General features: G+C 63.1%; 17 protein-coding genes. 7 read left to right on the top strand and 10 right to left on the bottom strand.

Going from position 1 to position 21,716, the window contains the following annotated elements; genetic code table 11:
* Nucleotides 1-105: 105 nt before the first annotated feature.
* Nucleotides 106-3,957: a PIN domain-containing protein gene (locus ACOGJC_RS03795; RefSeq protein WP_419847179.1), complete on the bottom strand. Its 3,852-nt coding sequence runs from the start codon at nt 3,955-3,957 to the stop codon at nt 106-108.
* Nucleotides 3,958-4,664: 707 nt separating this feature from the next.
* On the opposite strand from ACOGJC_RS03795, the gene ACOGJC_RS03800 reads away from it, so the two are divergent.
* Together ACOGJC_RS03800 and ACOGJC_RS03805 are read left to right on the top strand one after the other, a co-directional pair.
* Entirely contained in the window at nt 4,665-5,573 is a 909-nt protein-coding gene (locus ACOGJC_RS03800; RefSeq protein WP_419848191.1) for a DNA adenine methylase, read from the top strand.
* A 15-nt stretch (nt 5,574-5,588) separates the two neighbouring features.
* A complete protein-coding gene (locus ACOGJC_RS03805; protein WP_419847180.1) occupies nt 5,589-6,479 on the top strand; it encodes a NotI family restriction endonuclease in 891 nt (296 codons plus the stop codon).
* Nucleotides 6,480-6,741: 262 nt separating this feature from the next.
* On the opposite strand, the gene ACOGJC_RS03810 is transcribed toward ACOGJC_RS03805, so the two are convergent.
* From ACOGJC_RS03810 to ACOGJC_RS03820, 3 genes are all read right to left on the bottom strand, one after another.
* Complete coding sequence (locus ACOGJC_RS03810) at nt 6,742-7,686, bottom strand: hypothetical protein (protein WP_419847181.1); 945 nt, start codon at nt 7,684-7,686, stop codon at nt 6,742-6,744.
* A 225-nt stretch (nt 7,687-7,911) separates the two neighbouring features.
* The gene (locus ACOGJC_RS03815; RefSeq protein ID WP_419847182.1) at nt 7,912-8,316 is read right to left on the bottom strand and encodes a VOC family protein; all 405 of its coding nucleotides are present in this window, start codon (nt 8,314-8,316) and stop codon (nt 7,912-7,914) included.
* A 5-nt stretch (nt 8,317-8,321) separates the two neighbouring features.
* Entirely contained in the window at nt 8,322-9,068 is a 747-nt protein-coding gene (locus ACOGJC_RS03820; RefSeq protein WP_419847183.1) for an SDR family oxidoreductase, read from the bottom strand.
* Nucleotides 9,069-9,130: 62 nt separating this feature from the next.
* On the opposite strand from ACOGJC_RS03820, the gene ACOGJC_RS03825 reads away from it, so the two are divergent.
* Both ACOGJC_RS03825 and ACOGJC_RS03830 read left to right on the top strand, forming a co-directional pair.
* Nucleotides 9,131-9,505, top strand: coding sequence for a DUF2784 domain-containing protein (locus ACOGJC_RS03825; protein ID WP_419847184.1), 375 nt, complete (start codon nt 9,131-9,133; stop codon nt 9,503-9,505).
* A 74-nt stretch (nt 9,506-9,579) separates the two neighbouring features.
* A complete protein-coding gene (locus ACOGJC_RS03830) occupies nt 9,580-10,539 on the top strand; it encodes a cyclase family protein (RefSeq protein WP_419847185.1) in 960 nt (319 codons plus the stop codon).
* A 7-nt stretch (nt 10,540-10,546) separates the two neighbouring features.
* On the opposite strand, the gene ACOGJC_RS03835 is transcribed toward ACOGJC_RS03830, so the two are convergent.
* The 4 genes from ACOGJC_RS03835 to ACOGJC_RS03850 form a co-directional block, all read right to left on the bottom strand.
* Nucleotides 10,547-12,160 carry an MDR family MFS transporter gene (locus tag ACOGJC_RS03835; RefSeq protein WP_419847186.1) on the bottom strand — a complete coding sequence of 538 codons (1,614 nt, stop codon included), beginning with the start codon at nt 12,158-12,160 and terminating at the stop codon, nt 10,547-10,549.
* A gap of 16 nt (nt 12,161-12,176) precedes the next feature.
* Nucleotides 12,177-13,742, bottom strand: coding sequence for an acyl-CoA synthetase (locus ACOGJC_RS03840; protein WP_419847187.1), 1,566 nt, complete (start codon nt 13,740-13,742; stop codon nt 12,177-12,179).
* A 66-nt stretch (nt 13,743-13,808) separates the two neighbouring features.
* Nucleotides 13,809-14,582: an enoyl-CoA hydratase/isomerase family protein gene (locus tag ACOGJC_RS03845; protein ID WP_419847188.1), complete on the bottom strand. Its 774-nt coding sequence runs from the start codon at nt 14,580-14,582 to the stop codon at nt 13,809-13,811.
* 12 nt (nt 14,583-14,594) lie between these two features.
* Nucleotides 14,595-15,419 (bottom strand): enoyl-CoA hydratase/isomerase family protein, encoded by an 825-nt coding sequence (locus ACOGJC_RS03850; protein WP_419847189.1) that lies wholly within the window; start codon nt 15,417-15,419, stop codon nt 14,595-14,597.
* Nucleotides 15,420-15,637: 218 nt separating this feature from the next.
* Between ACOGJC_RS03850 and ACOGJC_RS03855 the strand changes: the two genes are divergently transcribed.
* Nucleotides 15,638-15,904: a hypothetical protein gene (locus ACOGJC_RS03855; protein ID WP_419847190.1), complete on the top strand. Its 267-nt coding sequence runs from the start codon at nt 15,638-15,640 to the stop codon at nt 15,902-15,904.
* Nucleotides 15,905-15,928: 24 nt separating this feature from the next.
* Here ACOGJC_RS03855 and ACOGJC_RS03860 read toward each other — a convergent pair whose 3' ends face one another.
* The gene (locus tag ACOGJC_RS03860) at nt 15,929-16,708 is read right to left on the bottom strand and encodes an SDR family NAD(P)-dependent oxidoreductase (RefSeq protein ID WP_419847191.1); all 780 of its coding nucleotides are present in this window, start codon (nt 16,706-16,708) and stop codon (nt 15,929-15,931) included.
* Nucleotides 16,708-17,274 (bottom strand): methylated-DNA--[protein]-cysteine S-methyltransferase, encoded by a 567-nt coding sequence (locus tag ACOGJC_RS03865; protein ID WP_419847192.1) that lies wholly within the window; start codon nt 17,272-17,274, stop codon nt 16,708-16,710. The genes ACOGJC_RS03860 and ACOGJC_RS03865 overlap by 1 nt, the downstream gene beginning before the upstream one ends.
* Here ACOGJC_RS03865 and ACOGJC_RS03870 point away from each other — a divergent pair.
* Nucleotides 17,273-18,361 carry a phosphotransferase family protein gene (locus ACOGJC_RS03870; RefSeq protein WP_419847193.1) on the top strand — a complete coding sequence of 363 codons (1,089 nt, stop codon included), beginning with the start codon at nt 17,273-17,275 and terminating at the stop codon, nt 18,359-18,361. The two genes, ACOGJC_RS03865 and ACOGJC_RS03870, sit on opposite strands and share 2 nt — an antisense overlap.
* A gap of 148 nt (nt 18,362-18,509) precedes the next feature.
* Nucleotides 18,510-21,656, top strand: coding sequence for a hypothetical protein (locus ACOGJC_RS03875; protein ID WP_419847194.1), 3,147 nt, complete (start codon nt 18,510-18,512; stop codon nt 21,654-21,656).
* Nucleotides 21,657-21,716: the final 60 nt, after the last annotated feature.

The raw sequence follows: 21,716 nt of genomic DNA on the forward strand, positions 1-21,716 counted from the left end.
TAGACGTTCCTTCCTTGCGAAACTTAGCCAGCACTTAGTAGCGCAGCTTAAACGCTACCCTTCTTCAGGAATGGTCGGGAGTCTTGCTTCGTTCACGATTGATACCTACCTGCTGCCCAGCACAATGGCGGAGACCGCGAGTTGGTCTGCGGGCTGTGCTTGGGAAAAGATGGCCCGCACGAACCGGGCAGTCATCGCAGGGTCAATCCGCTGGCTGCGGAGGATCTCCAATAGGCGCCCGGTGGCGTTTTCGAGCGGGTCGATGTTGGCGGCGAGGTCAATCCCTCGGCCGGCGAGTCTGCTGGCTTCCAACAGAATGGGCGTCATTGTCGGGTCGTTGAGTTGCCAGAGGGTGTCGGCCAGGACGCGTCCCAGGGCCCTCGTCCTGTGTTCGGGTGCGACCGCTGTTCCTAGTCCGTAGCATGCTGCGATCAGTAGACCTGGTACCTGAGGCCTGTGAGGGCCGGCGATTTGCGCGGCCACTCGACCCAAATACCATCTGAGGGTGTCCTCTGGGTTGTTCGCCCAACTGGCCGGCCGGCCCAGATAGAGGTCGACTGCGGGATCAGGTCCGTCGGTATCGTCGGCGGCTTCGGAGAGCTCCCCGAGACTAATGGGGATGTCGGCTATCCGAGTGCGCAGGAGTTGCATCTTCATCTCTGTCGGGCCGGGCAGGTCGCCCGCTTCGGCAGTGCCCACTAGTGCTTCGTAGAGGGCGTAGGTTCCGAAGACGGGAACGCCAGCAGCGGCGGCCATCCGCCGCAGGGCGATGTCGTCGCACCACAGCGCGCAGCCGCGGCCCAAGGCGAGGCGGATGGACGAATCCCACGGGCGCAAACTGTCCTCTTGGGGGAATTCTGGAGGTCGGATCCGGTTGCTGAGTGTCCTCTGCCAACTGCCGAAGGTTGCCAACAATCCCTCGGCGGCGTCGATCATCTGTTCTTTGTCTTCTTCTTGGATCTCGGAGAAGTTATGGTCGCCAAGGACGGGGTCATATCCCGCCGAGGCGTCTGGGGCGGTACGTGCACTCGCCACTGCAGCTCGGGCGTCGTCGATCAGTTCGCTGGCCACCAGCACACTGCTGAAGGCCGAGCCCATGGCGACCACGTCGACATCGGCAAGGTGCCCGAGCACGGCGACGCTCGTGTCGACGGCAATGGCAGCTCCGAAGGCGGTCTGCGCCGCTACCCGCTCTTGATTTCTTTCGGCGGCATCCGGGGAAACTGCGGTGAGGAATGCGGAGGCGGTACAGAGCAGGTACTCGGCGTATGGCAGAGGCCTGAGCCATTGGAGCACTCCATAGGGCAGTTGCCCAAGGCGGATCTGGCCGATCCAATGCGCCCTCTGGCGTGCCGGCTGCTCGGTCCACGATTGCAGCATCTCGACAAGCTCTTCGATGTCCGAAAAGGTCACCTGCCTGAAAGAGCTGCTGTCGGGGTACTGCTGCAAGTACGCCTCGACCAGCTCATTCAGCTCAGTTGTGTGCTCCTCGCTGAGATGGCCCTCTTGGCTGCTGGCGGTCATTAAGGCTCCGATGGCGCTACCGACTACTTCCTCGGAATCGGCGAACTCGCGTGCGATCCCTAGCATCTGTTCGACACCGTCGGCCTGAGCACCCGAGTGGATGTACACGCTGATAGCTAGCATTGCTGTCTGCTCGTCGACGGGGCGCATGTCGTGCTCGGCCAAGTACTCCCAAGCCTCGCCGAATCGAGCTTGCTGACACAGTGCGGACACCACTGACCACCGCGCTTTCGGATGGCCGGGGAACGCGTCTGCGAACTCCCGCCCGTAGCGCTCCGAAAGAGGCCAATCCCTAAGCCCTTGGGCTGCGTCGACCAAAGCGGCCAGCAAACGCAACTTCGCGGCTCTCGATGGGTTCGCGGCCAGCGCGCGCTGCGCTTCTGTCTCGGCCCTCTGGAATTGTCCGAGGTCCATGAGCAGCCCGACCGCCAACGCGTGCAGCATTGGGACTCCCACCGCTTCTGCGGTCTCCAGCAGCGCCGTGACAGCCTCCTCGGATCGGCCCCGGCCGTGCAGGGCGGCTGCGAGTATCTCTACGTGGGAGGCGGACCGGCTCCGGTAGGGTTCCAACATAGCTATCGCGCCGTCGAGGTCACCGTCGTGGTAGGCCGCCGAGGCCCTGATCCTGTCGACTTCACCCTGGTCGCCGTCCGAGAAGGATCCGAGAGCTAGCTCGTCGGTCTCGCCGAAGAGCGCCAGCCCCTCCAAGGCCAGCACCAGCGCTCTATGGTCTTCGGCCTCCTCGACTGCCTGCCGCATCAGGTCTGCCGCCCCAGGTTCGCCCTTGGAGTGGGCTTGCGTTGCTCGGAGCAGTGTGCTTTCGGAACCGTCGACGCGATCCAATGTGGCATCGTCGATTTCGTCGCCGCGGCCGAGTTGCAACAGGGCGTGGGCCAGATACCGTCCGACCTCTCCATCCTGTGCCTCCTCTGGGGTTGCCTCCCCTTTCGGATGGACGACGGCAATTTCGACAACCTGCTGGGGCTGGTTGAGCAAGTGAAAGGCGGCCGCGGCCACCGCCACCGCTTCTGCTGACGGGCCCCGCCATCTCCGGAACTCGTCGCGGGCACGGATCGCGTTCTCAGCAGCTGAAGATGGGAGGTCGTGGCGGGCTGCGTCCGCTTGGTCAATCGCCAGCGCCGTCTGTTGCCGCGCAAGCGTCAAGTGCATCGACGCACGATCTGGGAACCTCGCGATAGCGTCCTTCATCACGCTGATGGCCTGGCCTGGCTCGCCATTTTGGGCATGCGCCGAGGCCAGCATCAGAATGCCAGTTGCGGCCAACTCCGGGTCGTCAGACTTGTGCGCACGACTAGCCCTGAGGGCTGTCACAGCGGCGCTGTGGTCGCCAGCGACTACCGCCTTAGCCGCCTCGGCTAGCGGATGCTGCGGCGATGCCAAAGCAAGGAGCTGTTCTGCTTTGTCTGCGTCACCGTCGAAGTGGGCTGTTATTGCCTCCGCTATCCGGTACTGGTCGCTACGCTGAGAGCCCCCCTCAATGGCTCGACATCGCATGTCCCAGGTTCCGGGCAGCTGATGGGCGGACAGGAAATCGGCGAGCGCCTCCCACGCGAGACAGTCCGCTTGTTGGAGCCATTCGGGTGGGTTCACCGCCAGCTGGGCGAGCACACCTGGCGTGCGCGAAGCCGTTTTTTCGAGCTCGGCGGCGACGCGATCCGCTGTTTCGGCGGAGACCTCTGCCAATGCCATGATCCGGGCGCGGCACGCCGGAGGAACCGACGCCAGAGCGTCTTCCGCCGCATCGCCACCCGATAGAGACGAAGAAGGGGGTTCAGGAACCAACCCCAGCTCCGCGACCTGGCGACCCACATCGGCGGCGGTCTGCGGCCCCGACCCGTCGCTGACCCAGCCCCTCACGATGCCGACACCGATCATGACAGCGCCCTCGTCGTGTCGCAGCCCGACCAGCTTCATGTGCGTCTTTGCCTGGCTGCGGATATCGGTCTCTGAGTCGGTGTGTTTCCACCGCACACACACCAAGAATTCGGCCAGTTCGCCACCGCTGATTCCGAGGTGATCGGCCCAGGCGTCCCGCTCCTTGCCGACCTTGCTGTTGGACCCCTTCTCAAGCATCAGGTCTGTGTCGATCCTGTCGTGCTTGAGGTCACGCAGCTCCTCCAAGAGCGGGTTCTCCCGGTCGAAACCCTTGTGGGTCCAGAACTCCAAAGAGACCCTGCCTCCATTGGCCGCGAGATCGGTGTAGGTGTTGTAGAAGTGCTGAAGGGGGCTTTTCCCATTGGGTCGGGCAGGGGTGAGCAGCATCTCCCGGTCGATGATCTTGTCTGCGTAGTTGGAACTCTTCGCCTGTATGTAGATGTGGCCGCCGAATTTGCGGCGAACCACTACATCATCGAACGCTCCGCCTTCGATGTCCTCAACCGAGACGGTCTCAATCCCATTTTCGTGGAGCATCCGGCACGCCCACAGCCACCCGATCGCATGGTGGTAGTCGTCCCCGCGAATAACCGAAGCACGCCGTGAAAGAGGCACTACAACTCCCGGTGCCCACTATCACAGACACCCACCGGAGCTCGTCGCCCTTGGGCAAATCCTCTGGCGTTACGCGCCAAGACCTCGTGCCCGAATTCCGTTCGCTTTGGCAACTCGGTTGCGCCCATGGCTCCTCCTCATTTCCACCACCGCTGTGTCGGGCCGGGCCGCACCCTACCCGCAAGCAGTGACAACTTCGGTGACGCTTCCCGAGTCCACGACGCTCCGACGCTTCCACCAAGAGTCTCACATGGAGGAGCAGGGACAGGGGCCAGGCAGTCAGCGGCTAGACCTGGCGACGACGCAACGCCCTCGTGCTGGGCAGCTGTCGTATCTGACGAGTGCAATTCGCTGCTTGTGGGATCTAGAAGCTACGAGTTCTTGCGCTTCCATCTCAGCAATTGGTTGGGCCCAGAGGCCTCCTCTGAAACTGTCATACCCATCTCTAACCTTGCAGAATGAAGCCGAAGCCAAGAACCGAACAGATGCAGATTCAGGCGTGGCCACCTGCACGTCATGGAAATCTAGGCCACACCGCGCGAAGGTCCACCGCTAGGGATCGCGACCGTGACATGCTGGTCAGCAATGAAGGGTATGGAGGCAACTCTTCGGAGGCTACGGACGCCATGATGGCGCAAAGGGAGCCAACCGGGACCGAATCGTCGGTGCCTGACTACGGCCCTGGCTTCCCTATCTCGCCCATCCCGGCTGTCAATGTCGCCTCGGTGCCTCAGCGCTCACCACTGCGGTACCCAGGGGGCAAGACCTGGCTCATTCCCCACATACGGGCATGGCTCGCACCCATACAGCCCAGACCAAGGACGCTCATTGAGCCATTCTGCGGCGGAGGCATAGTTGCTCTCACGGCCGTGTGCGAGAGCTTGGTCGAACAGTGCTTCATGGCCGAACTGGACCACGATGTGGCCGCTTTCTGGCATGCGGCGCTGCGTCACAACGCTGAGTTGTGTCACCTCGTTTCTGAGTTCGAACCGACACGCGAATCTGTATCGGCCCTGGCAAACCAAGCCCCCCGAGAGTTGCTCGAGCACGGGTTCCGCACCTTGGTCCTCAACCGAACCCGTCGCGGCGGCATCCTCGCCCCCGGGGCTGCCTTGACAAAAACCGGGGAAAACAACAAAGGTCTCGCATCTCGTTGGTATCCCGACACCATCATCCAACGATTGCGAAACATCGAAGCCCACACGCCGCAGATCAACTTCTGTGAAGCCGATGGGCTAGATCTCTTGGAGGTCATTGCCGAGGCTCCCGGTACAGTCGCCTTCATTGATCCTCCGTACACTGCTGGCGGCAAACGAGCTGGCAGGCGTCTCTACAGCCACAGCCAGATAGACCACCGACGACTCTTCAAGATCCTGGCGCAAACCCCGGTGGACTTTCTGATGACCTACGACCGATCCCCGGAGATCGCCGAACTCATAGCAGAGTACGGTTTCCACGCCGTTGAAGTAATCATGAAAAACACCCACCACGCTCAGATATCTGAACTCGTCATTACCCGACGAGCCGTCTTCGCATAGCAACCAGTCAACAAGATGCCCGACAAAGTCAAGACGCGATACGGCATTGCAGAGTGGTACGGACGGGAATTCACTTTCCTCGATGCGCCACAGAGGAAGATCTACGCCGAGCACGCGCTAGGCGAGTCCGCAGCTAAAGCTCCAGTCTGCCCCTTCCAACCAGACCAACCGCCCTGTTCAAAAAGGGGAGGCGTCTGCTCGATGCAGCGATACAAGGAAGATCGCAACGGCCGTCTTGGAGAATCAGTCGGCGAGCCCGTCATCATGTGTCCACGTCGCTTTGAAGCTGACGGTCTCGTCTACAAGTGGTTGGCGCAGGCCGCTGATTTTCCCATCCACGAAACCGAGGTGGCCAAAGAAGTCCCTTTCATGCGTAGCACTGAGACGAATAAGCCCGCGGGCAAAATCGACATGATTGTCGCCCATCAGGATGGCGAGCGTCTTCAATGGCACGGGCTTGAAATTCAAGCGGTATATTTCTCTGGTCAAGGAATGGAAAGCGAGTTCAAGGCCCTGCGAGACGACCTCTCTGAACCCCCACCCTTCCCCTCGGCGAACCGCCGTCCTGACTGGCGCTCCTCCAGCGCTAAGCGGCTGATGCCACAGCTACAAATCAAGGCTCCCACGGTCCGCCGATGGGGAGCCAAACTGGCTGTAGCGGTAGACCAACCGTTCTTCGACGCTATCGGCGGACCTAGCAATCAACTAAGCCACGATCTCAACGAAGGCGACATCATCTGGCTGGTCGCCCGAATTGAACGAGCCTTCAATGGAGCGTTGCATCTCGCCCAGGCCCACTGGGAAGTTCTTACCCTGGAAGACTCCAACAAACGACTACAAGCTGCAGAAACCATCAGTAGAGAGGGCTTTGAGGAAGCCCTTAGGTCACGCCTCCGACCCTTGTAGTTGGACAAGACAGCATTAGGACTTCTTCTCTAAGTCAAGGATTCCGCTCGACAGGGACTACCTCCGAGCTAGAGAGGTTCATAAAATACTGTAGAAAGTGTCACTTTAAGGGCCGGCACAACAACTGACAGCACACTTGCCGACGACTTATTTGTGGCCATCAGTCTGGTCTCATTCTGTTCCAAATATTACAGAGTCGGCCAAATCATCTTCTTTAGATGTCAGTCCGTTACGCTGTAGCAACGTTAGCTCAAGAGTGCGACTACTCATTCATGGCTTCGTAGAGAAGCGCTGAAAGGTCGTCCAGACTATGAATGACCTTTGTATCGGTTCGCTCTGCAATACCAGCCCTATTGATGTGAGATGCAGCAGCCTTATCGGTCACCACAACATCGCAATACGGCACGGTCGACGCAAGGGCATCGATATCATGTATATCATTCTGAGTCCACCCATGGCTCAAGTCACGGTGATACGCAGTCTTCATTGTTACTGACACATCAAAACTAGGCATTGCGTCAAACGCCAATCGAGCTTCCTCTTGGGTTGAGAACACAGTTGCAAAGGTTGTATTACGTTTGACCAATTCTGTTGCAAGATTCGATGCTATTTCGATCTCGATTTCGCGAACGGAGACCACATCTCTAGTCCTCCCTCTACGCCACTTAGAATCATTGGTCAATATCTCTACCAGTTCCTTTTCTTGCTCCAACCTCTTACCAACTACGTCAGCGATTCCCTCTGGATTCCAGCCCGAAGCCCGCAATTTTGATTCCTCGTCTTCAGTTGGACCTTCAAGAATCATTCGATTCAATGCTAGCTCAGCCCCATCCAACAAAGCCATGAAATTATCGTAACCCAATGGGTGCCTTCTAGCGACTTCGTCAGTGACATCATTCTCAGCTTCGTCATACACTCGGAAGCCTCCGACCATGCCGAACGATCTTGCAACTCCCCATTCCAAGTAACTCACCCGTCCTGCAGGGAAACTGCATACTCCCAGTCTGGAATCCAATAGAGCTTCGATTTCGAGTTCGTAAATTATTGTCCTCGAGGCAACGACAAGGAATCGGGAGAGCATTTCTATGGCTTCTGATAGATCCCTCCTTTGATTGTGCCGTCGTATCTTATTGACTTCAACATATGTGCTGTCAGATATAGGAAAGACGGCTTGTCCAGATTCAAGCGCCTTAAGGCAAACGTCCAATGAGTCCTGATACTTGCTGCCATCTTTGTGACCTGAAATACACTTCGCCAAACTAATCCAATGATTCAAGTCCAAATACACCAACTGGGGAGGGCGTGGAGGTTGAACTAACTTTTCTGGCCACACATACGGTCCATCAGAGCGCTTGATTCCATCCGACAAGTTTCTCACCCCATAATGGCTAGATAATCCTAAATCCTATCGATCGGGATGTGCCACCATTAACTAATTTTTGATGGTGAGCAGTTCTAGGAGGTTGCCGTCGGTGTCGCGGAAGTAGACGGACTGGCCGCGTTGGCCGTTGCTGGCGGGGCGGGGGGCAGGACCTTCGATGACCTCGATGCCGCAGTCGGCCAGGTGGGCCTGGGCCTCGGCGATGGTTCCACCCCAGCGGAAGCACAGGTCTACCGACCCAGGGGTAGGCAGGCGGGCGTGGGGAGACGCGGGGGCGGCCGCGGGATGCACATTGATGCGGTTGGCCCCCACCTGCATCATCACGATGGGGATCTTCCCGGCCCGGAACTCCTCCAAGTACATCGGCTCGGCACCTAACACCTGACCATAAAAGGCCACGGTGGTTTCCACGTCGGCCACGGTGATGGCCAGGTGGTCGAATCCCTCAACACTCATGATGCCTACCCTCGCATTGGGATACCCGCGGTGGAGCCTCCGTCGATGATGTACTCGTGGCCAGTCTGGTACGACGAGGCGTCTGACACCAGATAGCAAGCCAGATCGGCCACCTCAGAGGCCACCCCGGCCCGACGCAGTGGGACATGGCCAAACAGCTCAGGGCGCCCGTGGCGGTCGGACGACAACATGGCGGTCTCGATCGGGCCGGGATGGATCGAATTCACCCTGATCCCTCGCGGGCCCAATTCGATAGCCGCAACCTTGGTCAGCCCCCGCACCGCCCACTTGGTGCCCCCATAAGCCGAGTGGTGGGCGATCCCCTCCATGCCGGCAATGGACGAGATGTTGACGATCCCCCCGCCGCCAGCCTCGGCCATGGGATCGGCCACGCTTTGGATGCCCAGAAATGTGCCCAGGTAGTTCACCTCCCAGATGCGGCGCAGGCTCTCGGGAGTCTCATCGGAAATGGGGGCGGTCCAATGGATGGCAGCGTTGTTCACCAGCCCCCGCAGCGGTCCCTGCTCCGTAGCGGCGGCCACCACCCGGGCCCAATCCTCAGCAGAGGTCACATCGTGGTGGAGATAAACGGCTTGGTCGCCCAACTCGACGGCCACCGCCTCCCCCGCCTCGTCGAGCACGTCGCCCATCACCACGAACGCGCCCTCGGCGACAAACTTCCGGGCCTCGGCCTCGCCTTGTCCCCGGGCCGCCCCGGTCACGATCGCTACCCGTCCATCGAGACTTCCCATGGCGAAGTTCTAGCCCAACTACCGCTCCTGCCACACCGTTGGGCCGGGGATAGAGTGGATCTGTGGCGGCATGGCTGCTGGCAATCGCCATCGCGCTCGCTCACGGACTGTTGTGCGGATTCCTCATCGTGGGGGCCCCGCTGGCCGCCCGCAGGCCCCGGCTCATGAAGTGGTACCTGTTGGCGCTGGTGCCGACCGGCGTGGTGAATCTCACCGGGCAGCCGTGCCCGCTCACCGTCTGGGAGAAGCACTTCTGGCGCGTCGCCGGCGAGACCCCGTACCGAGGGGGCTTCATCTCCCAGTACTTCATCGAGCCGTTCTATGCTCCCGGCCTGCGGCCCGGTGACGAGACCATTCTGCTGGTGAGCGTGGTGGTCTGGTGCCTCTTTTGGCTGGGGTACTCCGCCGTGGTGCGCCTGCGGCTGCGTAGCGGCTGATCCCAGCTATCCGAAACCGAAGACGGACGCCTGGGAGTGAGTTTTCGCCCGCAGGTGACTACTAGGGTGCGGCCATGCCATACCCGCAATCACTTCTGGACATCGCCGCTCGCATCAACAACTGGGGCCGCTGGGGCGAGGACGACCAGATCGGCACGCTCAACTTCCTCACCGACGAGGTGGTGAAGGAGGCGGCCCAGTGCATCCGCTCCGGCAAGCGGATCTCGCTGGCCTATCCCCTGCACAAAGACGGCCTGCAAACCGGTGTCATCCCCGGGCGGGTGAACCCGCTGAAGACGATGGTGTCGCTCAACGCCTCCATGCTGGGCGATCCCGACATGTTCCACACCAGCGACGACGTGGTCACCATGGGCCTGCAATGCGCCACCCACTGGGACGGGCTGTGCCATGCCATGTACCGGGGCAAGCTCTACAACGGCCACGACGCTTCCACCATCACCGAGTGGGGGGCGTCGGTGTGCGGCATCGAGCAGGTCAAGAGCCTCACCGGGCGGGGCGTGCTGCTGGACATCGCCAAGCTCCACGGAGTGGACGTGCTGGAACCGGGCCATGCCATCGGCTACGACGACCTGACCAACGCGGCCGAGGCCCAAGGCGTCGAGATCCGCACCGGTGACATCATCCTGGTCCGCACCGGCCTGTTCGCCTACGCCAAGGCTGGCGATCTGGACAGCTACTACGGAGAGCCCATCCCCGAGTTGGGGGTGGTGCGCTCCGCGGGCATCGGCGTGACCGCCTGCGAGTGGTTCTACGACAACAACATCGCCGCGGTGGCCACCGACAACATCGTGTTCGAGGTACTGCCCTACGACCCGGCCTTCGAGGGGGCGATCATCGCCATCCACTGCCTCGACCTGGTGGACATGGGCCTCACCCAAGGCCAGAACTGGGATCTGGAGGAACTAGCTGCCGACTGCGCGGCCGACGGCCAGTACGACTTCTTCCTGGAGGCCTCACCGCAGCCGTTCGTGGGCGGCCTGGGGTCACCGGTCAACCCAGTGGCCATCAAGTAGCCCGCGATCAGCCGACCGGAGGCGACTCCCGGAGGGCGGCGGCCTCGGCGCGCTCCTCTTCGGAGCGGATCTCCTGGCGCAGAGGGATCTGTCGGACCAATAGGGCGGCCAAGATTCCTACGGCGATGATCGGTGCTCCGAAGATGAAGCAGCGCCCTACCCCCACCGTGAAGGAATCCAGCACTGCATCCACAATCGACGGGTCCTGAATGGCCCGGATCTGCTGAGGGCTGCCCAACAGTTTGTCGGGATCGGGCAGGGCGGCCAACTGATCGGGGGTGACCTTCGACTCCAGGGAGGATTGCAGTCCGTTGGCGTAGATGGCACCCATGACGGCCGCGCCGATGGTGCCCCCCAGCGATCGCACGAAGTTGGTGGCCGCGCTCACCATGCCGATGTCGCGGTGCGGGCTGGCATTCTGCACCACTAGCACCAACACCGGCATGGTCATCCCCAGACCCAATCCGATGACGAACACCATGACCCCCACCTGAACCTGGGTGGTGTCCCGGCCTAAGAACAAGGCCAACAGCGACATACCCACGGTCATGAGCACGGTGCCGAGCACGATAAACACCTTGTAGTTCCCAAACCGGGTGAGCATCTTGCCCGACAACACCGAGGTGAGAATGATGCCGATGAACATGGGCATCATGTTCAGACCCGAACCGGTAGCGCTCACCCCCGACACCACCTGCAAGAACACCGGAATGAACAGGGTGGCCCCGAACATCACCAGCCCGATCAACAGCATGACCACCATCGACCACCGCACGACATCGTTGGAGTACAGCCGGGGCGGAAGGATCGGATCGGCGGCCTTGGTCTCCCACCAGAAGAACGCCGGCAGCAGCACGGCGGACACCGCCAGGATCAGGACCATCCCCGGCGAAGACCACGCCAGCTGGTCCCCCCCGATGCTGAGGGCAATCAGCAACGGAGTGAATCCCGAGATGAGCAACCCCGCGCCCAACCAGTCGATGGGGCGCGACACGGCGTCGAGGCGCACGTTGAACAGCACCGCGATGGCCGCCATAGAGATCAGGCCCACAGGAATGTTCACGTAGAACACCCAGCGCCAGCTCAGGTGGTCGACAAAGAAGCCTCCGATAAGGGGTCCCGCCACACTGGCCGTGCCGAACGTGGCCGCGATGTAGCCCTGGTAGCGGCCCCGCTCGTTGGGGGCGACGATGTCTCCCACGATGGCCATGGGCAGCGCCAGAAGGCCGCCGCCGGCCAACCCCTGCAAGGCCCGGAACAGCACCAATTGCAACATGGTCTGCGACAGGCCGGCCAACCCCGAGGTGATGATGAAGAAACCGATGGTGAGCTGGAAGACCAGCTTGCGGCCGTAGATATCGCTGAGCTTGCCGATGATAGGCGTGGCGATCGTACCGGTCAGCAAATAGGAGATGATGATCCACGCCACTTGGTTCTGACCGCCCAGCTCGCCGGCGATAGTGGGCACCGCGGTGGCCAGCACCGAGTTGTCCAGCGCGGCCAGGAACATGCCCGTCATCAGGGCGATCATGATGATGTGGACTTGGCGGGGAGCGAGCTCCTCCGGCTCCACCAACTCGGGATTGAACAGGCGGGCCATCAGCTCATCCGGCTCCTGCATTCAACCCGTCCGCCGCCTAGATGGCTCGGGTCTTGCCCTCCCAGTAGGGGTCCCGCAGGCGGCGCTTGTACAGCTTTCCGTTGGGGTCGCGGGGCATCTCGTCGGTGAAGTCGATGGAGCGGGGCCACTTCTGCTTGGCGATCTGGTCGCGGAGGAACTCCATGATGGCCCCCCGGGTGTCGTCGTCGGCAGCCACCCCGGCGGCGGGCTCGATCACCGCCTTGATCTCCTCGCCAGTGTCTTCGTTGGGTATCCCGAACACCGCGGCGTCGCCCACCAGCGGGCTCTGGAGCAGCGCTCCCTCGATCTCGGCGGGGTAGATGTTCATCCCACCCACGATGATCATGTCGTTGGAGCGGTCGTTGAGGAACAGGTAGCCGTCGTCGTTGAAGTAGCCAACATCCCCCACGGTGAAGAACTCCTCGCCCAGACGGGCCTTGTCGGTTTTCTCCTTGTCCTTGTAGTACTCGAAGGTCTGGCCCTGGGGCATCTTCATGTAGATGGTGCCGCTGGCACCGGGGGGCAGGCGGTTGCCATCGTCGTCCACCACGATGACCTCTGATCCCGGCCACGGCCGGCCCACCGTGCCGGGGTATTGGCGCCACTCGTCGGGGGGGATGTAGGTGCCGCCGCCTTCGGTGGCCGCGTAGTACTCCCAGATGCAGTCGCCCCACCAGTCAAGCATCTTCTGTTTGGTCTCCACCGGGCAGGGGGCGGCGGCGTGGATCATGCGCCGCAGCGACGACACGTCGTACCGCTCCTTCACCTCATCGGGGAGCTGGAGCAGGCGGTGGAACATGGTGGGAACCATGTGGCTCTGGGTGACCTTGTAGCGGTCGATGCGCTCCAGCGCCCCCTCGGCGGTCCAGCGGCCCATCACCACCGCGGGATGCCCCATGTGCAGCGAGGTGGTGGTCCAGATATTCACCGCGGTGTGGTACAGCGGGGCCTGGGTGATGTGGACGTTGCCTTGGTGGGGCATGATCCCCAGCAGCATGAACAGGCCGCCGGAGCCGGCGGCGGATTCGTCGGGGTGCACGCCGGGCAGAGCCCGCCGCACGCCCTTGGGCCGCCCGGTGGTGCCCGAGGTGTAGAACATGAACGAGCCGGTGGTGAGGTCGTCGGGTCTGCTGGCATGCTGGGAGTCGACCAGCTCAGACAACGGGCGGAATCCGTGGATGTCGCCCACCGAGAAACGGTTGGCGGCGGGTACCTCGCTCTCCTCCAGAACCCTGGTGGCCTGGTCGGCGAAGTCCTCGTGGACGATGAACGCCTTGGTCTCGCTGTCGTTGACGATGTAGGCGATCTCCGGGCCAGCCAGGTGCCAGTTCACCGTGGTGAGGTAGAAGCCCCCCTGGTAGGCGGCCAAGGAGACGGCCGTCTGCTCGATACCGTTGGGCAGCACGGTGGTCACCTGATCGCCCACTTCCAAACCGGCAGCCCGCAGACCGTGAACGATGCGGTTAGTCAGCTCGGCCAGCTCCCCATAGGCGATCTCGTTGTAATCGGGGTCGACGACCGCTAGGCGCTCCGGATCGGCCTCGGCGATCTTCCAGAATCCCAGCACATCGGTCTCAGGCATTTTTCCTCCTGTTGGCGCGCGCTTGGAGGATGGTAGGCGCAGGCCGCAAAGAGGCCGAAACTGTGGCTACAGGCCGGTGAAGTCTGGGGGGCGCTTCTCCATGAAGGCGGCGATGGCCTCGGTGTTGGCCGGTGCCCCCATCAGGCGGCTGAAAGCGGCATTCTCCCTCTCCCGAGCCGCGGCCACTCCATCGTGCCAGCCGTGGGTGATGAGCGCCTTCGACTCCATCAGAGACGACACCGGCAGCGCGGCCAGCTTCTGGGCGTGGGCCATCGTGGTGTCCAGCAGCTCCTCAGGCGGGCACACCTTCCATACCAGGCCTATCTTCTGGGCCTCCTCGGCGCTGATCCACTCGGCGCTCAGCAGGGTCCACATGGCCTGCTGGCGACCCAGCAGCAGCGGGAAGGTGTAGCTGCTGGCCGCCTCAGGGGCCACCCCCAGGCTGGAGAACGGACACCGCAGCCGGGCCTCAGACGACATGAAGGCCAGATCGGCGAACCCCAGCATGGTGGCCCCCACTCCGATGGCCAAGCCGTTGACCGCAACGATGAACGGCTTGGCGAACGAGTCCATCTGATCGATCATTCCGGCGAACCCGTGGACGCCGGGCTCCACGCCGTCCCCACCGGGGTTGCGAGCCCCCATCTCCACCAGGTCAGTGCCGGCGCAGAACGCCCGCCCGTTCCCGGTGAGCACCACCACGGCCACATCGGGATCGGCGGCGGCGTCGATCAGGGCTTGGGCAGTGGCGTCGTACAGGGCTTCGCTGAAGGCGTTCAGCGCGTCGGGCCGGTCCAAGGTCAGCAGCCGCACCCGGCCGTGGTCTTCTATCTTCAGCATCGGTCCGGCAGCCTATAGCGGGTTCCAGCGGGGCTCACGGCCCTCGCGGAAGGCCTCAGAGGCCTCGGCCATGTTCCCGGTGAACGTGCCCAACACCTGGGTGCGGTTCTCCAACTCCATGGCGTGGCGCAGGCTGGGGGCGTCGAGGGTGGCGTTGGCCCCCAGTTTGGTCATCCACACCCCGTACTCGTTGTTGGCCGCGATCTGCCGGGCCACCTCTAGGGCCGCCTCCACCACCTGCCCGTCGGGTACGACTCGGGACACCAACCCGATGCGATCAGCCTCAGCGGCGTCGAAGATCCGCCCGGTGAGCATCAGCTCCCGGGCCCGGCTGGCGCCGATCAGCCGGGGCAGCAGGTAGCTGTTGCCCACATCCAGCGACGACAGCCCTACTTTGATGAACACCGAGCCGAATCGGGCCGATTCTGCGGCCACCCGCACGTCGCAATGGAGGGCTATGGCGAAACCCCCGCCCACCGCCGCGCCGTTCACCGCGGCGATAACCGGCACCCGCAGCTCGTAGATCTTGAGCATGAGGTTGGCCAGGTCGAGTTGCATGTCGTAGATGGCTCCCACCCGACGGTGATCAGGCTGCTCGGCGAACTCCTGGTCGCCCCCCGCCTTGAGGTCGGCGCCCGCGCAGAACCCCCGTCCGGCTCCGGTGAGCACCACGACCCGCTGGGACCGGTCCCGCTCTACTTCTTCCAGAGCCTTGTGCAGGTCGGCGATGAGTTCGGGGCTGAGGGCGTTGAGCCGCTCTGGGCGCGACATGGTGATCAGGGCAATGCCCGATTCGGGCTTTTCAACCGAAACAGTGGGTGGAGATGTCACGGCCATCACAATAGAACTAGGTCGCGGAGCAGCCCGAGTTGCGCTCTCCGGGGTTCAGGCGACAAGCTCGGGCCTCAACCTGAAATGCCTGCTCACAATCCCGCATCGAACCAACAACTGCGGACGAGAGCGGCAATTATATGGAATGGGCGGACTCAAATGGTGGATTTCCCTGTGAACCAGTTGTGGACATCCCATGTCGGACCTATAGTGCCGTCCACCGCATGACACTCGGGATCGCGTTAGGGGCCTATCTCGTCGTGCATTTGCTCGGCGCCTATCTTCTGCGCGCCTCCGGTGTTGGCCAAGATCTCTTCGGCCGATTCCGCAATGTCCCCGACCTCCCCGAGCCGAAGCAGCTATCCGAATACACCGCCTTCGTGGAGACCCACTCTTTCTGGGACACCGAGGATGGTGAGGCCTTCGAGGAGATCGACGAGTTCGAGATCGAAGCAGTCTTCTGGAGCCGGAGGCGGCGTCGCACCGCCTGATCCCACCCAGGTACGGCAACAGAATCAGTTGGACTTGGCGTGGAGGCCGCCGTCCACCAGCACCACGGCGCCGTTGATGAATGAGGCGGCCGGCAGCACCAGCGACAGGGTGATCTGGGCCACCTCCTCAGGATCCCCATAGCGGCGGGCCGGCACCCGGCGGCGGGCGTACTTCTGCTTGGCCTCCTCGGGGATGGAGGCGGTCATCCCCGTGCGGATGGGTCCGGGGCACACTGCGTTGGCAGTTACCCCCCATTGCCCTAGCTCCACGGCCAATGCCCGAGTGAGCCCCACCGCGCCGTGCTTGCTCACCGTGTAGGGAGAGTTGTTAGGGGTGGCCATGATCCCCTCAGTGGAGGCCACATTGACGATGCGACCGTCGCCGTTGCGCTTCAGGTCGTCCAGACAGGCCCGCACCAAGCGCATCTGGGCGGCCAGGTTCACCTCGAGCACCGCGGCCCACACATCCTCGTAGTCGGCGGCATCCACCGGAGCGCCCGCGGCCACGCCCGCGTTGTTGATCAAGATGTCCACCGGCCCCAACTCGGCCCGCACCCGGGCCACCGCCTGGTCGATGGCTTCGAGGTCGGCCATGTCGCACACCGCCGCGAGGGCGGTGCCGCCTGCGTCAGTGATGGCGTCAACCGTCTCGTTCAATCCGCCGTGGTCGATGTCCAGCGCAGCCACTTTGGCCCCCTCGTCGGCCAACAGCCACGCGGTGGCCCGGCCCATGCCCGAGGCCGCGCCGGTGACCACCGCCACCCGCCCGGCCACCGAGCGGTCAAGCTTGCTGAGGCGAGCCATCAACCGCGATGGGAGTGCTCGTGCTCAATCAGCCAGGTCTTGACCTCGGGGCGGCCTCCGTACTCCCCCACCGACCCATCGCTTCGCACCACCCGGTGGCAGGGCACGATAAGGGGGATGGGGTTGGTGGACATGGCCGTGCCCACCGCCCGAGCCGCTCTCGAGGAACCGGCCATGCGAGCCAGCTCCCCGTACGACACCGTGGTGCCGTAGTCCACGGTCATCAGTGCGTTGAGAACCATGCGATAAAACCCGCTGGTCAGCCGCCAGTCCAAAGCCAGGTCGAACCGTTGCCGGCGACCCTCGAAGTACTCGCCAATCTGGGCGATGGGCTCGTCCAGCCATACGGGGTCGCCCTGGTCGCCTGAACAGGACAGTTCGGCCAGCTCGGCAGCCATGTCCTCCCTTGCTTCCATGTAGCCGAAGCCCATCCTCACCAGCCCCTGCGAAGTGGCTGCGAGGTTCAACAGCCCGATGGGCGTGTCCATCGACCCCACGGCGATGCCCAGGTCATCAGCCTCGGGCAGAGTGGATTCGGTGCGGGTTAGCAGTGCAGTTGGAGACATGGCACCGACCGTAGCGGAATACCAGACTGAGGCGGTGGAGTCTTTCAACAGCGAAATTCCCGGCATCGACCAAGAAGCGGTCACCAATTGGCTGGTCGACAACATCGCCGACAGCGAGCCGCCGTTCACCTTCGACCTGATCGCGGCGGGCGGGTCCAATCTCACTTTCCGGCTGGCCGATTCCGGCGGCCGCCAGTGGGCACTGCGGCGTCCCCCGGTGGGATCGGCGCTGGCCACCGCCCACGACATGGGCCGGGAGTGGCGCATCATGGCCGCGCTGGGCGAGGCCAGCGACGTGCCGGTGCCCGAGATGGTGGCCTTTTGCGACGACCACTCGGTGAACGGGGCCGACTTCTATGTGATGGGTTTCGTGGAAGGCCGCATTCTGAGGGATCAAGACTCAGCCGCCGACATGACCCCTGAGCAGGCCGAGATCGCTACCCAGAGCCTGCTCGATGTGCAGATCGCCTTCCACACCCTCGACCTCGACGAGGTCGGTCTGGGCGACCTGGGCCGCCGGGAGGACTACGTCGGCCGCCAGCTCAAACGCTGGCGCCGCCAGGTGGAGGCCGCCGGAGTGCGGGAGGTGCCGTTGCTCATCGAGTTGCACGAGCGGCTAAGCGCGGCCAAGCCCCCCGAGGTCGCCCCCGCCGCGCTGGCCCACGGCGACTACCGGTTCGACAACACCGTGCTCGACAACCAATGGAAAATCGCCGCCGTGCTCGACTGGGAGCTGTGTACCACCGGCAACCCCATCGCCGATTTCGCCTGGTCGCTCCAATACTGGGCCGACCCCGGCGACGAGATGAGCTTCCTGACCGATCCGCCCACTCTTCAGGGCTGCTTCGTCCGCCGTCGGGAGGTGGCCGACCGCTACGCCACCCAGTCGGGCTTCGACCTATCCGACCTCGGCTACTACGCCGTGTTCAGCTGGTGGAAGCAGGCCTGCATCGTGGAGGGGGCCTACGCCCGCCGCTTGCAGGGGATGACAGGCGGCATGGGAACCACCGGCGATGTCCACGACATCGCCCGACGAGTAGACGCCATGCTGGCCCACGCCGCCGACATGGCCGCCGGGGTGCTGTAGCGGGCCAAAGTAGGGTGCTGCGGTAATGCGGCAGGGCAACAAGGGCTTGGCACGAGGGCGTGCCGCTGGCCGAGTTGCCGAGGAAAGGGGACAGACAACCATGCAGGTCAGCAAGCTCCGATCCTCTGCCTCTAGGAGGGCTTCAGCCATGTTCAGCGATGACCGACCGCCGCGAACTTACCGCGGAGCCGTCGGCAACAAGCGGGTCGCTTTGCTGGTTGCGGCTGCGCTGGTTGCAGCCGTTCTGGGGTTTTCCGGTGCTGGGTCGGGCGTGGCGCAGACCAACGCTGACGCGGTCACCTTCAGTGGCACCGTCACCGCCGCAGGCGGCGCCTCCACGGAGAATGTGATGGTCACCGTGGGTGCCTTGTGCTGGGACTCGTGCGGGATCGAGGCGCTGCCCGACGACCAGCCCGAGCGACCCCGGCCGTTGGGGCCGGTGGAGTACTTCGGACAGACAAGCGTCGACACCTCGGGCACATGGTCGGTGACCGTGTCCGGTGTCCTGGCCGAAAATGTCCGCTCGGTGCTGGTGGTGGTATGGGACACAAACGGCGAGCTCGCCACCCGCATCATCGACAGCGGAACCCTCTACGAACTCCGGCACTGGGAGTCGCTGTCAGACATCGACGTCGAACTCGAGGTCGGCGGTCGGGTGTCGGGCCGCTTTGAAGACTCCGCGGGCGGCCCACCGCCGACCGGCGGCTACGCGCTGATGATGAACGACTGGCCCCGTGCCATCTACGCGCTCGACGTCGATCCCCAGAACGGCGCATTCATCTCACCGGTGGTGACCCCCGGCGAATACCGCATCGCCCACGGCGACCACAGCAACGGGTACCTCGCCAACAACGACGCCGCCCGTGTCAACATCACCACCGGCCAAACCGCCGACGCCGGCACCGTACACGTCCAACAATCCGGGCAGATAACCGGCATCGTCACCGACAGCGCAGGCCGTCCTCTGAGCAACATCACCGTGTCAGGCCGAGTCACCTCGCAGAACCGCTACCGGTCAATGCCCCCCGGCCCATTCAACCCCAGCGCAATAACAGGCTTCGACACGACCACCGCTGACGACGGAACCTACACCGCAGACAACATCGCGCCCGGCAGCGACTGGCGGGTCCAATTCGAAGACCCCACGGGAACTTTCCCACCCCAAAAATATGCCGACGCCAACGCGAACAGAACCATCGCCGCCACCGCCATCGCCGTCTCCGAGACCCACTCCTGCGCCATCAAAACCGACCGCACAATCGTCTGCTGGGGCGACAACACTTACGGGCGGACAGATGCGCCCGACGGCCAATACACCGCCATCGCCACCAACTTTCTCCACTCCTGTGCCATCAAGACCGACCAAACAATCGAATGTTGGAGTGAGAACGTGTCCGGGCAAGCAGTAGTTTCGCCCCACGGCCAATTCACCGCCATCGCCGCGGGCGGTTACCACTCGTGCGCCATCAAGACCGACCAGGCAATCAAATGTTGGTTCCCTGACCATTTCTACGAAGACAACAGCGATTTCGACCAAGGGCAAGCCGAAGCACCCGGTGGTGAATACGCCGCCATCGCCGCCACCGCCATCGCCGCAGGCACCTCCCATTCGTGCGCCATCGCAACCGACAACACCATCACCTGCTGGGGCGACAATACCTACGGACAGACAGACGCTCCCGACGGCCAGCACGCCGCCATCGCCGCAGGCACCTCCCATTCGTGCGCCATCGCAACCGACAACACCATCACCTGCTGGGGCGACAATACCTACGGACAGACAGACGCTCCCTACGGCCAATACACCGCGATCGCCGCCGGAACCTCCCACTCCTGTGCCATCGCAACCGACAACACCATCACCTGCTGGGGCGCCGATGCCCATAGCCAAGCCGACCCCCCCGACGGCCAATACACCGCCATCGCCGCCGGCACCTCCAACACCTGCGCCATCAAAACCGACAGCACCATCACCTGCTGGACAGTCAATGCTTGGGGACTGGTGGATGCCCCTGACGGCCAATACACCGCCATCGCCGCCGGCTTTTTCCACTCCTGCGCCATCCGCACCGACAGCACCGTCGCCTGCTGGGGCGACAACACGGACGGCCAAACCGACGCGCCCAGCGGCCAGTACACCGCCATCGCCACCGGCTTTTTCCACTCCTGCGCCATCGCAACCGACAGCACCATCGCCTGCTGGGGCGACAACACGGACGGCCAAACCGACGCGCCCAGCGGCCAGTACACCGCCATCGCCACCGGCTTACTCCACTCCTGCGCCATCAAAACCGACAACACCATCGCCTGCTGGGGTCTAGGCGACAGCACGCCCCAGGGCCAGTTCGCCGCCATCGCCACCAGCTTTCTCCACTCCTGCGCCATCCGCACCAACGGAACAATCGTCTGCTGGGATGACGACGGGTACGAGCGGGCAGATTCGCCCGACGGCCACTACACCGCTATCGCCGCCGGCACCTCCCATTCGTGCGCCATCGCAACCGACAACACCATCGCCTGCTGGGGCGACAACAAATTTGGGCGGGCAAACGCGCCCGACGGCCAGTTCGTCGCCATCGCCGCCGACTGGAGGCACTCCTGCGCCATCAAAACCGACGGCACAACCGCCTGCTGGGGCGACAACGCGTACGGGCAGACAAACGCGCCCGACGGCCACTACACCGCCATCGCCGCCGGTCAAAGCCACACCTGCGCCATCAAAACCGACGGGACTATCGAATGCTGGGGCATAGGCAGCAGCGGAAGCCATCCCGCCACATCGCCCTCGTCGGGGATCTTCTCGTTCGTAACCGTTGAACCAGGCCAGACCACCACCGGCATCGATGCCCAGATTCCAACTGCGGAGACCTCTGACGAGACCGCTCCCGAAGAGACCACCCCCGAAGAAGACGACACCGCGCAGCGGTGCTTCGACCACCATAAGTTCGGCGCCCAACCCGTCGACGTGGCCAAATCCGCCGACCGCCAAACCGTGCTCGCCCAGGTGAGATGGGGATTCCACGAAACCATCGGCTGCTACCTAACCCTCGACCCCGCCGCCCTGCAAACGCTGCGCGCCGCGCCCGCGCCGCTGGGCTTCCCCGCCGGAGACCCCAGCGCAGCCCGACAGTGCTCGGCAGTCCACAAATTCGGCGCCCAACCCGTCGACGTGGCCAAATCCGCCGACCGCCAAACCGTGCTCGCCCAGGTGAGATGGGGATTCCACGAAACCATCGGCTGCTACCTAACCCTCGACCCCGCCGCCATAGCCGCCCTGCGAGCCGCCCACACCTAGCAGCAACCCGCTGGAACCGAATTCCTATCCGAAGGTGGTCAGTGAAAGTGGAAGCGTTTT

The organism is Candidatus Poriferisocius sp., from assembly GCF_965204015.1.
Taxonomy (GTDB): domain Bacteria; phylum Actinomycetota; class Acidimicrobiia; order Acidimicrobiales; family Bin134; genus Poriferisocius.

Bases quoted from the DNA above. Each gene is read 5' to 3' on its own strand.
- ACOGJC_RS03805 (WP_419847180.1), top strand. From the start codon at position 5,589: ATGCCCGACAAAGTCAAGACGCGATACGGCATTGCAGAGTGGTACGGA.
- ACOGJC_RS03875 (WP_419847194.1), top strand. From the start codon at position 18,510: ATGTTCAGCGATGACCGACCGCCGCGAACTTACCGCGGAGCCGTCGGC.
- ACOGJC_RS03870 (WP_419847193.1), top strand. From the start codon at position 17,273: ATGGCACCGACCGTAGCGGAATACCAGACTGAGGCGGTGGAGTCTTTC.
- ACOGJC_RS03840 (WP_419847187.1), bottom strand. From the start codon at position 13,742: ATGCCTGAGACCGATGTGCTGGGATTCTGGAAGATCGCCGAGGCCGAT.
- ACOGJC_RS03830 (WP_419847185.1), top strand. From the start codon at position 9,580: ATGCCATACCCGCAATCACTTCTGGACATCGCCGCTCGCATCAACAAC.
- ACOGJC_RS03795 (WP_419847179.1), bottom strand. From the start codon at position 3,957: ATGCTCCACGAAAATGGGATTGAGACCGTCTCGGTTGAGGACATCGAA.
- ACOGJC_RS03865 (WP_419847192.1), bottom strand. From the start codon at position 17,274: ATGTCTCCAACTGCACTGCTAACCCGCACCGAATCCACTCTGCCCGAG.
- ACOGJC_RS03800 (WP_419848191.1), top strand. From the start codon at position 4,665: ATGGCGCAAAGGGAGCCAACCGGGACCGAATCGTCGGTGCCTGACTAC.
- ACOGJC_RS03860 (WP_419847191.1), bottom strand. From the start codon at position 16,708: ATGGCTCGCCTCAGCAAGCTTGACCGCTCGGTGGCCGGGCGGGTGGCG.
- ACOGJC_RS03850 (WP_419847189.1), bottom strand. From the start codon at position 15,419: ATGGCCGTGACATCTCCACCCACTGTTTCGGTTGAAAAGCCCGAATCG.
- ACOGJC_RS03845 (WP_419847188.1), bottom strand. From the start codon at position 14,582: ATGCTGAAGATAGAAGACCACGGCCGGGTGCGGCTGCTGACCTTGGAC.
- ACOGJC_RS03835 (WP_419847186.1), bottom strand. From the start codon at position 12,160: ATGCAGGAGCCGGATGAGCTGATGGCCCGCCTGTTCAATCCCGAGTTG.
- ACOGJC_RS03815 (WP_419847182.1), bottom strand. From the start codon at position 8,316: ATGAGTGTTGAGGGATTCGACCACCTGGCCATCACCGTGGCCGACGTG.
- ACOGJC_RS03855 (WP_419847190.1), top strand. From the start codon at position 15,638: ATGACACTCGGGATCGCGTTAGGGGCCTATCTCGTCGTGCATTTGCTC.
- ACOGJC_RS03820 (WP_419847183.1), bottom strand. From the start codon at position 9,068: ATGGGAAGTCTCGATGGACGGGTAGCGATCGTGACCGGGGCGGCCCGG.